The sequence below is a fragment of the Nostoc sp. DedQUE12b genome (assembly GCF_034530835.1).
Lineage (GTDB): Bacteria > Cyanobacteriota > Cyanobacteriia > Cyanobacteriales > Nostocaceae > Nostoc.
Window position 1 is genome coordinate 1 of the sequence record NZ_JAVRCI010000127.1, and the last position, 14545, is coordinate 14545.

Here is a 14545-nt window from a genome sequence, read left to right on the forward strand (position 1 = left end):
GAGTGCTGAGTGCTGAGTGCTGAGTGCTGAGTGCTGAGTGCTGAGTGCTGAGTTAGAAGTTAGGAGTTAGGAGTTAAGAGTTAAGAGTTAAGAGTTAAGAGTTAGGAGTTAGGAGTTTTGTTTATCTCCTTGTCCCCTTGTCCCCTCATCTCCCTACTCCCCTGCCCCTCTGCTCCCCTGCTCCCCTGCCCCTCTGCTCCCTCATCCCGTGAATTAAGTAATAATAGTCACCCTGCCTGTATCTAAATCGTAACGACCCCCAACAATTTTCAATTTGCCGGACTCCACCTGCTCAGTTAAAAGCTTTGATTTTTGCAACCGTTCAATTTGATATTGCACATTTGCTACCACAGCGTTTTCAACTGCATCACCGGGCTGATCTTTGACCTTTTTCAGGGCTGGCTTAATTGCCTTAACAAAAGTACTAATATCACCAAGTAACGATTCGTTTTGTACAGCTGCGGTTACAGCCCCACAGCGCTCATGGCCCATCACCATCAGCAGTGGAGAACCTAATAAGACAACTGCATATTCAATACTACCGATCGCTTCATGTGTGGCAATATTTCCGGCAATCCGAACATCAAAAATGTCCCCAATGCCTTGATCGAAAACAATTTCTGCGGGTACTCGTGAATCCGCACAACTAAGAATAGTTGCAAATGGATGTTGAGCTTGAGCAACTTCGTGCAGCCGCAGTTCAGATTGATCGGGGTATTGGGGATGATGCTGAATAAATCGCTGATTTCCCTCGATCAGCTTTTGCAATGCTGCATCGGGACTGAGAGATTCAGGGGAAGTTGAGGGGATTTCGGCAGCTTTCGCCTGTTCTACCCGCCAGAGTAAATCGCTGGCAGATAGCATCATCCCAAACGCCCCGGTCATTCCTAACTTCAAAAAGTCACGACGTTCCATGAAATGCTTCATTGAATTTATAACTCTCTTACATCGACGCTACACATCTAACAGAGCGAATCTCCATTACATCGGAAACGTAACAAGTACCTCCGAACTTATTCAGGAGTGGTTTGATATTTTCGACAACAGGCTTGAGTTGTTCTGGCATACAAAACGCGAGGATGTAAACATTATCAAGCATGGTCATGTCTAAATCTTCTGTCGTTCCTCGTAATCCTTTGCCAGCAACATTTCGGATTATGGCATGGTTATGTACACCCGACTTGTCTAAATTATCTAGAATTTTGGCAAGTTCAAAGGAGTTAGCGATAATTTCTATCTTTTTAACTACGTGCATATTATTACCTCCAAAATAGGTTAATTCCGTAGAGATATAACGGAATTCCGACAATAATATTGAACGGGAATGTCACTGCTATAGCGGTAGAAACATACAGGCTGGGATTTGCTTCGGGAACAGTCATCCGCATAGCCGCCGGGACAGCGATGTAAGAAGCACTAGCACACAATACAGCGAACAACAGCGAATCTCCGCGAGGCATACCGATCAATTTGGCAATTACCAACCCAATACCTGCATTGAGTATAGGAATTAGTATGGCAAATAAAATCAGGAAAACTCCGGTTTTTTGCAAGTCTTTAATTCTTCTAGCAGCCACCAATCCCATGTCAAGTAAAAAGAAGGTGAGAACGCCATAAAACAACCCTTGAGTAAAGGGTTCTAATGCGTGCCAACCGCGTTCTCCTGTCAAGATACCTATTAATAGACTACCGACTAATAGAAAAACTGAACTATTAAGAAATGCTTCTTGCAAAACTTCCGGCCACGAAAAGTCCCGCTTTCCATCGGCGGTGAATATATTCACCAAAATTAAACCAACTATAATCGCAGGGGATTCCATCAAAGCAAGAGCTGCCACCATGTAACCATCAAAAGTAATGCCAAGTTCAGTTAAAAAAGCGCTAGCTGTGATGAAGGTGACAGCACTGATAGAACCGTAGGTTGCTGCGATCGCAGCCGCATCGTAAGTATCTAATTTCCACTTTAGGATAAAAAAGGTGTAAATTGGAACAACGCAAGCCATCATCATTGCTGCCGCGAGTGTTAGAATTACATCCTGAGTTACACCGCTTTTGATTAGTTCTACTCCTCCTTTAAAACCAATCGCCATCAGCAGATACAACGAAAATAGTTTGGGTACTGGTGCAGGAATTTCTAGATCGGACTTGACAAAAACAGCAGTCATGCCTAAAAAGAAAAATAGGATTGGCGGATTCAAAATGTTGGATACAATTAAGCTGAGATCCATATCCACCCCTCCTTGTATTGGTTAAACCTGAAATTAAAGAAATTTTTCATCTTTAAAAATTTAACGGTTGAATCATGATGTATTGTGTATCGCTACCCAATATCAATTGGGTACTCAAGGAGCGAATTGTCCTATTCGTGACAATACTTATTGATTAGGTGTTAAACAGCGCTAATAACTTGAAAAAGTGAGAGCTTGCCAAACATTTTTTGATGTTGGATTCCCCGTCGCTGATCTTACGACAGAAAGTGTAGGGAGAACTCGCGATCAACGTATTTAGCGTAGAAAAAATTAACGTATTGTAGAGGCAATTCATGAATTGCTCTTACACAAACCTTGCTCTTTGTTGACCAAGTTTCGTTAAGATATTGTAACCTGGGCAATAGCAACTCTCTATTGATGTGATGCCAGGCGTAGGCATAGCCCGCACTTCGGCTACGCTCAGTGACCGTCGGAGACATCGCTTTTTCACATCCATGACAACAACCATCGACTTTCTCAGTCACCTTAACCCTAGCCAACGTCAAGCTGTCGAACATTACTGTGGGCCGTTGCTAGTTGTTGCTGGCGCAGGTTCCGGTAAAACACGAGCGCTGACTTATCGCATTGCGAATCTGATTCTGAAACACCGTGTCGATCCAGAAAATATCCTGGCGGTTACTTTTACCAATAAAGCCGCGCGGGAGATGAAAGACCGGATTCAACGGCTGTTTGCTGAACAACTGGCAATGAAACAACACGGACAGCGATTGGATTTGTTGACAGAATACCAACAAACGCAACTGCGATCGCAAGTTTACAAAAACACGATCAAAGATTTGTGGTGTGGGACTTTCCACAGTCTATTTTCTCGTATTCTCCGCTTTGATATTGAAAAATACGTAGACGAAAGAGGACGCCGTTGGGATCGCAATTTCTCTATTTTTGATGAATCAGATGTGATGACTCTGATTAAGGAAATTGTCAATAAACAGTTAAATTTAGACGATAAAAAATTTGATGCCCGCTCTGTCCGCTACGCTATTAGTAATGCTAAAAACCAAGGTTTTTCACCCCAAGAATTTGAGCAAGAACAACCGAATTATCGTGGACGGGTAATTGCCCAAGTTTACAATTTATATCAAGATAAGTTAGAACAAAACAACGCTCTCGACTTTGACGATCTAATTCTTGTACCTACTAGATTATTTCAACAAAACGAGCAAGTATTAGGTTACTGGCATCGCAAGTTTCGTCATATCCTCGTAGATGAATATCAGGATACTAACCGCACTCAGTATCAACTTATTCATTTATTGGTTACTAATGGCGAAACCAGAAAGAGCGAATGGGAATGGGAAAATCGCTCAGTTTTTGTTGTCGGCGATGCAGACCAATCAATTTACAGCTTTCGGATGGCAGATTTCACCATCCTGCTAGGATTTCAGGAAGACTTTGGCGATGGTTTGGTAGATGATGACACCCGGACGATGGTTAAGCTAGAAGAAAACTATCGTTCTTGTGAAAACATTCTGCAAGCGGCTAATGAATTAATTGAAAATAACACCCAACGGATTGATAAAGTTCTGAAGGCGACGCGGGGGACGGGTGAGCAGATTACTTGTCATAAAGCCGATGAAGAACTTGCAGAAGCGGCATTTGTAATTAATCAAATTCGCACTTTAGAACAGCAAAATCCAGAGCTGAACTGGGGTAGTTTTGCTATACTTTATCGGACAAACGCCCAATCTCGCCCCTTTGAACAATTGTTAGTAGAAAAACGAATTCCTTACACGGTTGTAGGAGGAATTAAGTTTTACGATCGCAAAGAAATTAAAGATATTATCGCATATTTAAGAGCGATAAATAACCCATCTGATACAGTCAGTTTATTACGAGTCATCAATACTCCCCGGCGGGGAATTGGTAAAGCAACCATTGATGCTTTAGAGGATGCCTCTAAGGTATTAGGGATGACCCTGTGGGAAATTCTCAACGACGAAACATCAGTTAATACATTAGCTGGAAGGTCTGCAAAGGCGGTAAATGGTTTTGCTAAAATGATTCAACGTTGGCAAGAACAAGTCACAACAGTTTCCGTTCCTGAACTTGTAAATATAGTGCTGGAAGACTCTGGCTATATCCAAGATTTGCAAAGCAAAGATACAGATGAAAATGAAGAACGGGTGAAAAACGTTAAGGAACTTTACAATGCTGCAATCGAATTTCAAGAAGAAGAAAACGAAGATGTTTCCTTACAAAACTTTCTTAGCGACAAAGCTCTAAATCCTGACGATAACTTAAAAGAAGGGCAAACAGCCGTTTCTTTGATGACTTTGCACGCTTCCAAAGGTTTGGAATTTCCCGTGGTGTTTTTGGTGGGATTAGAACAAGGGCTATTTCCCGGTTCCCGATCGCTAAGTGACCCCGCATCTTTGGAAGAAGAACGCCGCTTGTGTTATGTGGGGATTACTCGCGCCCAAGAAAGGTTGTATTTATCACACGCGCGGGAACGTCGTTTGTATGGTTCTCGTGAACCTGCTGTGCGATCGCAATTTCTCGACGAATTACCAGAAGAATTATTATCTACTCAACGCCTGAGTCGTCAAACTTATACCAAAACTGCCTCTACTTCTAATGGAAAACAAGACGGAACGCAAAATTGGCAAGTAGGCGATAGAGTATTACACAAAACTTTCGGTCTTGGTGAAATTACGCATGTATTTGGAACGGGTAATAAGATGTCTGTGGCAATTAAATTTGCCAGCTTAGGACAAAAAATTGTTGACCCAAGAGTAGCACAGTTGCAACGAGTAGAGTAAGAGGTATATAAACTACCAGATAGACTATATTTTGATGGTGCGTTGCTACAGGACAAGCTGTGTCAACTACAGAAGAAGCATTTATAGCTCCAGAACATGCTGTAGTAACTAAAACTTGTTCATTTGTAACTCCAGAACGTACTGGACTAACTAAAACTTGTTCATTTGTAACTCCAGAACGTACTGGACTAACTAAAACTTGTTGATTAATAAGTTAGGAAGAAGTTTTATTAACTAAAACTCCTATTTTACTTATCATTTTTGGACTTTTTATAATTAATAATGAAATTGATTAAATCCAACTTTAGTTTTACTTATCTAAAAACGAGTATTTGTAACTAAAACATCAACATTTATAAGTTGAGCTTAAGTTGTATTAACTCCAGCTTCTTCTGAACTTATCAAAGGATAAGTTTTTGTAACTTGTTGTTTTTCATATTTCAATTTCTTCAAAGTGTTCAACAGTAGGAAATGGTTCATAAAAATGATGCAGAAGTTTTTTCCACTCTTGATACTCAGCAGAATTTCTAAATCCAACAGTATGAGATTCTAAAGTTTCCCATTTGACAATTAATAAGTATTTACCTTGAACTTCTATACATTTATGCAATTCATGCGATAAATATCCGTCCATTGAGGAAATAATTTTAGAAGCTTCTTTAAAAGCAGCTTCAAAATCTGATTCTAGACCAGGTTTAACATGAAGTATAACTGCCTCAAGAATCATAAAGTTTGCGGTGAATAATTACGCTGATATTATGCTGATATTATTTAGTATAAAGTAGACGTGATGTCTAGGACGAGCTACACCTACGCACATATTTGATTGTAAGGGACTTCCAAATAAAAAAATACTCAACTACTTATTGTGGGGTGGGCATCTTGCCCGCCCTATTAAACTGGGCGGGCAAGATGCCCACCCCACAAGATTGGATAATTTATTTGTTGGAAGTCCCTAATTAAAACTAATTCTTCAGTAAATAGATAATCGCAGCACAAAACTCTTCGTAGTATCCTTGGGAATCAGTTTCACTGAAGCCTAAAATTAAGTTTTGTCTATCTTCTTCTGTAATTGTGTTGATGATTTCCAATATTGGCTCAAGAGCTTTTGCACGTAAATCTTTCAGCTTGTTAATATTGAGTCCAAGTTTATCAATTGTTATTTCAGCAGCTAATTGCTTTTCTAAATTATTTGTCGCCAAAATCTGACCGTCATCAGTGTACCTAAAAAACTCTGCACAGTTAATATCTAGAAGCGAAACAAAGAGATGTTCATCATGCCATTTATCTTTCTCCTTACCACAATGAAGAGGTTCTTTGGGTACTGTATCTTTTTGGCATGATGCCAATATATTTGTGTATTCTAGCGCTAATTGAGGATAAGTTGTTCTTGGTTTTAAATGTTCAAGATGGCTATCGTCAGTATTAATGCGTCTTCCACAGTAACAGCAAATAAAACCTTGCTCTTGCAACAAGGAATTATGTACATCGGTTTTTTGTGGTTTGCTAAAATTTTCCCAACTTGGTTGCCAATTCTCATTAGCTAGATTTTTCCACACGGTAAAACTTTCTGGCTCCTCACTTTTTTTGATATATTTCACCGCTTCAAAATCTCTTTGCGTCGAATAGATACACTTGCTTTTACTAATTCTGGTTCATCTTGTCCAATAATATCAGCAATTTCCTGAGATAATTGCCTAGCACCATCAAGATTTCCTTCATCAATGAGCCTAAATAACTCATGTAGACGATCTTTAATTTCTTGTGGACGTGCTGGGACACCCATGAGGTCTTCTAAAATACGATTGCTGTCTCTTCCAAAGGAACTTTCTGGTCTTTTAGCAACAACACCTTCGTTTGTTTTCTCTAAAATAAAAATTCCTTCTGGCTTGACTTGGCTAATTACTTGAGGCGAATGGGTGGTGACAATAAATTGGCAATTGGGAAATATTCTGGTCAAAGCTGAAATAATTTCTCGTTGCCATTTTGGATGTAGGTGGAGTTCAATTTCATCAATTAAAACAACGCCACTACCTTGGAGTGGATCTGGTAAACTTGGATTGGCTATTGCTAATCGTCTTGCTAAATCTCCCACCATAGCCAACAAGCATTTCTCCCCATCAGATAACTGATTAATGATTAGTTCCTGACCTTGTTTTTTTACAGTCATTCGCAGAGGAGAACGACGAACTCGTAAATTAGAAAATCCTGAAAGTAGTGAATAAATTGCTTTTCTCACAGATTCGAGTTGGTGATTTCGATATTCAGGGATATCTCGCCTTTCTTCGTTTTCCAAATCCTCTAATACTTTAAACCATTGAAAGAAGCTATTAAAGCTGATTTGTACTCCATTGAGTGCCTGGTCATAAGCATCTATCTGTTCAAACAAATGCTCATCTTGTATCTCTAAGGCAATATCAATAACTGCACGATTAACCGGATAATAAACCACCAGAGGCAAGTTAGCCTCAGAATTAGATTCTAATAAATGGCGTATTTCATTAATAGCTGTTTCTAACTTTTCAAAATCACTTATTGTAGCTGTGCTTTTTCCTTTCTGAACCTTACTAATAAACCAATTAACTTTTTGAGAGTTAAGTAAAGTTGTAATCTCGTTGAATGTTTCTTTATATCCGTTATAGAGATCCTGATCGCTAAAATCACGTATTTTTAAGTCCCGTTCCCCCGACCACATTGCTTCGCGGTTATGGCCAATGTTTAAATTAACATGACCGTGGATCTCACCAATATTTATTTGTCCTGTTTGTATACTTGCTGTGGTATTTGTAGATCCAACAATTACATCATTTTGTGCAAGTCTTCCTGTAAACTGTGACAAAAGAACAGCTAGACAATCAAGAATACTTGATTTTCCCACACCGTTATTACCAATAAGTACAGTTGGCTCCTTCTCGTGGAAATCAAGCGTCAAATCGCCGATTCCACGGAAGGATTGCATTTTTAAGCGCTTGACTTTCATAGTTTTAACAACGCTGAACGTAATTTAATACAGTTAATAAATAGGTAAAGAAAACTAGTTAATTAAAAGCAGACTTGACATAAGAAACTGCAAAAGGTGTAATTTTTTCGACAAGATTATTAATCACCCCTCGTTCATATTCAGTCCAAATTCTAGGATGACCAAAAATACATGGTTGTAAAATTCCCCAGAGTTGACCATCCTGGCGGATATGGGCATGAATCAGAGCGCGATGTCCAAAACTCTTCTGTTCAAATTCCCGGTTTAATATCTCAGGAGCAGCAGTTTCTACATCTTCTACAAAGATTGAAGGTTCAGCACGTAGCGCAGCTGCAAACATCGGATCTTCATCTGTTACAGATGGGGGTTGTGCTGCCCAGTCTTCATTATAAACAGTAGGTACATCTGGAGTGCGAATCCAACAAAAGGCAACTCTACCAAGGTTATTTTGTGGATTATGTAAGTATAGAAAACATCTATCAGACTGTAAAAAATCACCTACAGCTGGTAATAGTGCAGAAAATAGAGCATCTGGTGGTTGAGATGATTCTACAATATTGTTGAGTGCAGAAGGAAGTTCTGGCTGAGTCATACAACTAAGCTGATTTTAATTGAATAATCCCTTGATCAAAAACGCGATTATTAGTAGCGATTGCACTTATTTCTATTCTATCTTTATACACCTCATAAGAGGCAAAACTTAAGTCACTAGTAGAATATCCTGTCCACTCAGAACGCCCTACAGGACGATTCCCAGCACCCGCACCACAAATTAAGTAAGTCGTACCATCAATAGCACGAGTGCGTTCATAATTATGTTCGTGACCATTGATGTAAAGTTGAACGCCGTATTTTTTAAATAGGGGAGTAAAAGTTTTAATAAAATCTGGATTACTCCCATAGTGACCCGATGAATAAATCGGATGATGACCAAACACTACTTTCCAAGGAGCATTACTAAGACTTAATTCTTTTTCTAACCAAGGTAGCTGGTTTTTCCAATCAGCATTACCGTTAGTATCTAAAGCGAAAAACTGTACTTGATTACGTTTAAATGTATAGTAACGTCCCTTCATATTAAAACCAGCATACTTGACTTGTGGATCGCCATTGGCAGTACGAATATCGTGATTACCTAAACAAGCCTGAAATTTCACACCTTGCTTTAGCAAAGCTTGATAGGGACGCTCGAAAACTGCATTAATTTTCTCAATTTCGCCGTTATTGTAAATGTTATCTCCAGCTAAAACGACTAAATCATAAGGATTTTTCTTATGATACGCATTCATCGCTCCAGCCACAGCATACTGCCCTTTCGCGCCAGTCCCTGTATCTGCTACAGACACAAAACGTAATAACAAGTCTTTTTTAGCTGGGTTTGCGGCTATAGCTGTTGTTGAATCGCTAATATCAGCACTTTGATGATTTTCATGAGCAAACATCCAACTCAAAAATCCTGTACTAATGGCGCTGACGCTACTTAAAAATATAAATTGACGGCGTTTCAGTTTCATAAGTCACCAAATTTAATAAATACTCAGTTTAGCGGAAACAATGAGCAATGAAGTGATACATTAATGCAAAAGAAGGCAGCACCAGTAATAATGTACGTTGTTTGTCTTTGATTCGCTGCTTTTGGTGAAAGTTCCATGTCACAAGACAATCAGTCAAAACCGACGGATAAGCAAGTAACTCAACCTCCCCAAAAACCTTACCAGAGAGTTCAGCCATTTTGGAAGGCTAAAATTATCCAACTTCTCCAAGGAACGATTGGGGTTTTAGAAGTAACGGTGGAAAAACTGGAGACAGCACCCCCACCTGGTACTGAGGAAAAACCTGGTTTTTTTCAGCAGTTTCAGTTGCGGTGGGGTGGACTATTAAGGACAATCCGCTTGTTTTTACCATCAAATTTGTCAACAAAGTTGTCAGATACAGCTTTGACGGGCATTGTTACTGGAATTGCTGTAATTCTCGTTTGGACGACTACAACTATATTTACTGGTAAGCCTACGGAAATAGCAACCGTTCCTCCGGTTGAAGAGGTTCCCATACCAACACCAACGATAACTACTCCACCGGAGTCAGTCGCACCAGAACCACAGCCACCACAGCCACCAGAGGAAATTACGCCACCGCCAGAAGTACAAATTACACCAACGCCGGAACCAGAACCAGAACCAATACCAACGCCAACGCCAATCCCAATACCAACGCCAATCCCAACACCAACGCCGACACCAATCATAGAATTGACACCTGAACAAGCTTTGATTGCGGCTATTGAAAATCAGGTAGCCGAAATTAGCGATCGCGTTGCCTCTGGTCTGATAAAGTCAATTCAAGCCAACTTCCGTACAAGTAACTTGACTGTCAAAATTAGTAATGATTGGTACACTCTCAATGAATCTCAGCAAGACAAACTAGCTGCGGAGATATTACAACGCTCTCAAGAACTTGATTTTACTCATTTAGAAATTATCGATTCCCAAAATACGCTGATAGCTCGTAACCCGGTTGTTGGGACTGAGATAGTAATTTTTAAACGGCAAACAGCAAGTTAAAATAATTCGTAATACTTCGACTTCGCTCAGTACAAGTTCGTAATTCGTAATTCGTAATTCGTAATTTTGAGTTTAACTTTAAGTATTTATGTTAGACAATGTTTCGCTATTGCTGAAAGCTTGTGATAACTTAAACATCAGCTATGAAATTCTTCATCCTGCGGAAAATTTAGTCAAAATAAAATTGAATAGTAAACAGCATTATTTTTGTAACTATAGCACTCCCTTACTTAACCAAGCAGTAGCACACCTGCTCAAAGACAAAGAATATACATATCATGTTTTAAATAAAAAAGTTAAACTCCCTCGGACAGTGGGTTTTCTTTCACCTTTATGTGACACCAAATATAAGATTTATTTAAAATTTCCAACTATTCAAGATATCGTATTAGAAATAAAAGAAAACTTTGAAATACCAGTAATTATTAAAAGAAACTCCGGTGCAAGCGGTCATAATGTCTTTTTGTGTAAGAATTTAGATAAAATTGAAACTGCTTTAAAAGAAATTTTTAATATCAATAATAAGTATGATTATGTCGCTCTTGCTCAAGAATTTATTCATATCAAATCTGAGTATAGAGCGGTTTTCTTAAACAAAGAGTTAGTTTTGCTCTATGAAAAAGATATAACTGATGCCAAATTTGTCGGTAATCTCAGTCCTCTACATTGGGATGGTGCGAAAGCCAAGTATATTAACGATCCACAAATACTGTCAGAGATTGCTAATTTTGCTCAACCAGTTTTTGAAGAGTTAGACCTTGATTATGGTGGTTTTGATATTGTATTAGATCGAGATAATCAATATTGGTTAATTGAAATTAACTCTCATCCAAATTTTGGCATTTTTATTAGAGATAATGGAGAGGAGCATGTGTTGAAAATTTTTGAAAAAATGCTCGTTAGCCTAGCCTCAAATTGAAGAAATAAAAAAGAGGGGTAAAGGTTAAAGGGTAAAGGGTAAAGGTATGAATTAGGTTGCTCACAAAGGACAAGATTTTTACCAAACTTTCTTCATAAGGATTATTTCGCCCACAATTCCACTCGCTTTTTACCCTTCCCCCTTACCCTTTACCCCTTCCCCTTCTTCATAAATCATCGCGTCTCTTGCTTGACTCCTAACTTACCACTCTCATTGTCTGAGTTGGTATCCATACAGTAAAAATAGAGCCAATACTTACAGTTGATTCTACTTCAATTCGACCCCGATGGAGTTCCACGAGTTGTTTAGTTAAAGCCAATCCAAGTCCAGTGCCTTCGTAGCGGCGGCGATAGGGTGTATCGAGTTGCTGAAATTTTTCAAACAGTAATGGTAATTGTTCTTCAGGAATGCCGATTCCGGTGTCTTCCACTTGAAAAATAGCAGTATCATCTTCTACCCAAAGACGTAAGGTAACACTGCCACTTTCAGGGGTAAATTTAATCGCGTTAGTTAACAGATTCCAAAGAATTTGTTCTACTCGTTCGGCATCTGCGGTAAAGCGATCGCGCCTGGGATCGATTTGCAAATCAAGTATGAGATTAATTTGTTCGCTCGCTGCTTTTTTTTGCAGCGACTTCAGAGCATTTTCGGCAACATTTACTAAAGAAAATTCCGAAATATTTAAAGCTGTCTTCCCAGCCTCGATTTGCGATAAATCGAGGATATCATTAATCATTCCTAATAAATGTTCTCCACTGTCGTGGATTGTTTGCAGATAACCCCGTTGTCGTTGACTCAATTCACCCAAAGGCCAGCGTAATAATGTCGAAGACATCCCAATTACATAAGTTAAAGGCGTGAGCAATTCATGACTGATAGTAGCGAGAAACTCACTTCTGAGACGGTTAGCAACTTCGGCGGCGAGGAGAGCATCACGCAGAGCCATTGTCCGTTCAATAACTCGTTGTTCGAGAGTTTGTTTTTCTTGGGTGAGGGTTTGCATTAACTCAGCCTGGTGAATAGCGATCGCTAATTGTTCTGCGATCGCAACCAGCAAGTTTTTTTCGCTATCATTCCACTGGTGTGGGCGATCGCACTGATGAGCAATCAGCAATCCCCACAGTTTATCCTCAAACATAATCGGTGCAGCCAACTTAGCCCTAACTTGGCATTCCCTTAAAAAATTCAACAAACACTCTTCTAGAGCATAAGTTTTTTCGACATCATTCACAGCTAAAGTAAAACCTTGCCGATACTTCTCCCAACACTGAGAGGTTCGGACAAAGCAATTTTTTTCCGTGTAATTCAACACCGATGTAATAGCATCTCTAGCACGAGCTTCATAGACAATATAACCTCCATACTGTTGGTAATCTTCTAATAATGTTTGATTATTAACTGATACAGAAGGCGAGTATTCACCTTGGTTATCATGTATAGAAAAATAGATTTCGGCAGGTTCACAAACTGATACTTCTATACCTGGTGTCAGTGCCGTTTCATTGAGGGGAATACTATCAGACTGGTATTGTTGAGTATTGACTTGGGAACCTGCAAATTTATAAATTACTAATCTGTCTAATTCTAGAAACTCACGCACCTGTGTAATTGCCGTTGCCATAATGACCGGCAAATCTAGGCTTTTGCGGATCTGTGTTGTTACCTGATTTAACAACCGCTCTTGAGAAATCTGTTTTTTTAAAGCATCTTCCACTGGCTGACAGATATAAACTGCTGGCCCAATTGGGCTTGGAGGTGCTATTATTTCTTGGTTTGGCTGAGTTAGGAGATATTCTAATAACAACAGCGTGAATTGACTTTGGAGTGTGGCGTCATTGGGTTTAATAATTTGCTGATAGCGTTCGAGATTTTGGTGAGTATAAGAATCGCACTCAAACAAGTCTTTCAATTCGTAGACAAAAGAAGCGATCGCCTCCAAATTAAACGTCAACTGAGCATTGAGTGCCGAGTGCTGAGTGCTGAGTTCTGAGTTCTGAGTTTTGAGCGGGGAGTGAATTTCCTGCTCCCCTGCTCCCCTGCTCCCCTGCTCCTCCTCAAAGGTTCCTACCAAAAGGACGCTAAACTGCTCAGAAACCACTAGTGTAAACCTTTGCCTTTGCCACTCTACAGGTATGCAAATTCGTACTAACGCAGCTTCTGTCAACACCAGAGTGGCACTTCCCACCGTTTGAGCCATCTGTTCTAACAACTCCCCAAGCTGATTAAATACAACAATAGGCAAGGTTCGAGAAAAGCTCAAATCAGGAGAACTAAGCATTTTCAATCATTTTGGTAAGAGGGGGCACAATCCAGGGAAAAAAGTTTGTTTTGATTATGTACTAACCAATAACTTAAAACGGTAACACAGGATTATGCATCGTATAAGTAGCACATCGGGTGGATGGAATCAGTCAGAAGGTATAATTTTTTTAGAACAAACTCCCGCGCCTTTTGTCTTGATTACGGCTGCTGATACTGACATTCAAACCTTGGCAGCTGCGGTAACAAAATTACCCGCAAGCTTTCCTGCATTAAGAGTCGCCAACCTGTTACAGTTACAGCAACAATTAAGCATAGATACTTATGGAGAGCAAGTTTTAGAACATGCCCAAGTAATTATTCTGCGCCTGTTAGGAGGACGCTCTTACTGGGGCTATGGCTTAGAAGTAGTGCAAGAAATTGTGCAACGGAATGGTAGAACCCTCATTGTAATGCCAGGGGATGACGCTTTCGATCCCGATTTAATTTCCCAGTCTACCGTGCCTTTGGGTATTGTTAACCAGGTATGGCAGTATTTTAGCGAAGGCGGCGTGGAAAATTTCGTTAATGCTCTGCAATTTATCTCCGATAGTTGTTTATTAACTGCATATAATCCTGCACCACCTCAGCCGATTCCGCGCGTGGGATTGTATGAGTGGGGAGTGGAGGGGCAGGGGAGCAGGGGGGCAGGGGAGCAGGGGAGCAGGGGAGAGTTAGAACTTCGTTCATCCACCTTTGAACCGGATGAATCCACCTCAGAACTCCGTTCATCCACCTTTGAACTGGATGAATCCACC

General features: G+C 39.9%; 13 protein-coding genes and 1 pseudogene. 5 read left to right on the forward strand and 9 right to left on the reverse strand.

The genetic code is table 11. From position 1 onward, the window contains the following. Positions 1-213: 213 nt before the first annotated feature. The 3 genes from RMY16_RS31645 to RMY16_RS31655 are packed head-to-tail and all read right to left on the reverse strand — an operon-like array spanning position 214 to position 2228. Positions 214-915: a carbonic anhydrase gene (locus RMY16_RS31645; RefSeq protein ID WP_322739699.1), complete on the reverse strand. Its 702-nt coding sequence runs from the start codon at positions 913-915 to the stop codon at positions 214-216. A gap of 28 nt (positions 916-943) precedes the next feature. Then, complete coding sequence (locus RMY16_RS31650) at positions 944-1255, reverse strand: P-II family nitrogen regulator (protein WP_322666570.1); 312 nt, start codon at positions 1253-1255, stop codon at positions 944-946. Between the two features lie 4 nt (positions 1256-1259). Further along, positions 1260-2228: a sodium-dependent bicarbonate transport family permease gene (locus tag RMY16_RS31655; protein WP_322666572.1), complete on the reverse strand. Its 969-nt coding sequence runs from the start codon at positions 2226-2228 to the stop codon at positions 1260-1262. A 476-nt stretch (positions 2229-2704) separates the two neighbouring features. Between RMY16_RS31655 and pcrA the strand changes: the two genes are divergently transcribed. Together pcrA and RMY16_RS31665 are read left to right on the forward strand one after the other, a co-directional pair. After that, positions 2705-5029 (forward strand): DNA helicase PcrA, encoded by a 2325-nt coding sequence (gene pcrA, locus RMY16_RS31660; RefSeq protein WP_322739687.1) that lies wholly within the window; start codon positions 2705-2707, stop codon positions 5027-5029. Positions 5030-5088: 59 nt separating this feature from the next. Beyond that, the gene (locus tag RMY16_RS31665) at positions 5089-5235 is read left to right on the forward strand and encodes a hypothetical protein (RefSeq protein ID WP_322739689.1); all 147 of its coding nucleotides are present in this window, start codon (positions 5089-5091) and stop codon (positions 5233-5235) included. Between the two features lie 227 nt (positions 5236-5462). Here RMY16_RS31665 and RMY16_RS31670 read toward each other — a convergent pair whose 3' ends face one another. The 5 genes from RMY16_RS31670 to RMY16_RS31690 all read right to left on the reverse strand — a co-directional run bounded on the left by RMY16_RS31670 (position 5463) and on the right by RMY16_RS31690 (position 9523). Then, positions 5463-5756 (reverse strand): antibiotic biosynthesis monooxygenase, encoded by a 294-nt coding sequence (locus RMY16_RS31670; RefSeq protein WP_322739690.1) that lies wholly within the window; start codon positions 5754-5756, stop codon positions 5463-5465. Between the two features lie 238 nt (positions 5757-5994). Then, positions 5995-6630 carry a retron system putative HNH endonuclease gene (locus tag RMY16_RS31675; protein WP_322739691.1) on the reverse strand — a complete coding sequence of 212 codons (636 nt, stop codon included), beginning with the start codon at positions 6628-6630 and terminating at the stop codon, positions 5995-5997. Then, positions 6627-8009 (reverse strand): AAA family ATPase, encoded by a 1383-nt coding sequence (locus RMY16_RS31680; protein WP_322739692.1) that lies wholly within the window; start codon positions 8007-8009, stop codon positions 6627-6629. The genes RMY16_RS31675 and RMY16_RS31680 overlap by 4 nt, the downstream gene beginning before the upstream one ends. 58 nt (positions 8010-8067) lie before the next feature. Then, on the reverse strand, positions 8068-8601 hold the full coding sequence (locus RMY16_RS31685; RefSeq protein WP_322739693.1) for a GAF domain-containing protein: 534 nt from the start codon (positions 8599-8601) through the stop codon (positions 8068-8070). Between the two features lie 4 nt (positions 8602-8605). Then, entirely contained in the window at positions 8606-9523 is a 918-nt protein-coding gene (locus RMY16_RS31690; protein WP_322739694.1) for a metallophosphoesterase family protein, read from the reverse strand. Between the two features lie 135 nt (positions 9524-9658). On the opposite strand from RMY16_RS31690, the gene RMY16_RS31695 reads away from it, so the two are divergent. Both RMY16_RS31695 and RMY16_RS31700 read left to right on the forward strand, forming a co-directional pair. Continuing rightward, positions 9659-10570, forward strand: coding sequence for a hypothetical protein (locus RMY16_RS31695; protein ID WP_322739695.1), 912 nt, complete (start codon positions 9659-9661; stop codon positions 10568-10570). A gap of 88 nt (positions 10571-10658) precedes the next feature. Then, positions 10659-11489, forward strand: a complete 831-nt coding sequence (locus tag RMY16_RS31700) for an ATP-grasp domain-containing protein (RefSeq protein WP_322739696.1) — start codon at positions 10659-10661, stop codon at positions 11487-11489. Positions 11490-11685: 196 nt separating this feature from the next. Here the strand turns inward: RMY16_RS31700 and RMY16_RS31705 are convergent, their stop codons facing one another. Further along, positions 11686-13767 carry a GAF domain-containing sensor histidine kinase gene (locus tag RMY16_RS31705; RefSeq protein WP_322739697.1) on the reverse strand — a complete coding sequence of 694 codons (2082 nt, stop codon included), beginning with the start codon at positions 13765-13767 and terminating at the stop codon, positions 11686-11688. Between the two features lie 94 nt (positions 13768-13861). On the opposite strand from RMY16_RS31705, the pseudogene RMY16_RS31710 reads away from it, so the two are divergent. Further along, a pseudogene (locus RMY16_RS31710) lies at positions 13862-14545 on the forward strand (cobaltochelatase subunit CobN); the annotation flags it as partial.

Bases quoted from the DNA above. Each gene is read 5' to 3' on its own strand.
- RMY16_RS31645 (WP_322739699.1), bottom strand. From the start codon at position 915: ATGGAACGTCGTGACTTTTTGAAGTTAGGAATGACCGGGGCGTTTGGG.
- RMY16_RS31650 (WP_322666570.1), bottom strand. From the start codon at position 1,255: ATGCACGTAGTTAAAAAGATAGAAATTATCGCTAACTCCTTTGAACTT.
- RMY16_RS31655 (WP_322666572.1), bottom strand. From the start codon at position 2,228: ATGGATCTCAGCTTAATTGTATCCAACATTTTGAATCCGCCAATCCTA.
- pcrA (WP_322739687.1), top strand. From the start codon at position 2,705: ATGACAACAACCATCGACTTTCTCAGTCACCTTAACCCTAGCCAACGT.
- RMY16_RS31670 (WP_322739690.1), bottom strand. From the start codon at position 5,756: ATGATTCTTGAGGCAGTTATACTTCATGTTAAACCTGGTCTAGAATCA.
- RMY16_RS31680 (WP_322739692.1), bottom strand. From the start codon at position 8,009: ATGAAAGTCAAGCGCTTAAAAATGCAATCCTTCCGTGGAATCGGCGAT.
- RMY16_RS31685 (WP_322739693.1), bottom strand. From the start codon at position 8,601: ATGACTCAGCCAGAACTTCCTTCTGCACTCAACAATATTGTAGAATCA.
- RMY16_RS31690 (WP_322739694.1), bottom strand. From the start codon at position 9,523: ATGAAACTGAAACGCCGTCAATTTATATTTTTAAGTAGCGTCAGCGCC.
- RMY16_RS31695 (WP_322739695.1), top strand. From the start codon at position 9,659: ATGTCACAAGACAATCAGTCAAAACCGACGGATAAGCAAGTAACTCAA.
- RMY16_RS31700 (WP_322739696.1), top strand. From the start codon at position 10,659: ATGTTAGACAATGTTTCGCTATTGCTGAAAGCTTGTGATAACTTAAAC.
- RMY16_RS31705 (WP_322739697.1), bottom strand. From the start codon at position 13,767: ATGCTTAGTTCTCCTGATTTGAGCTTTTCTCGAACCTTGCCTATTGTT.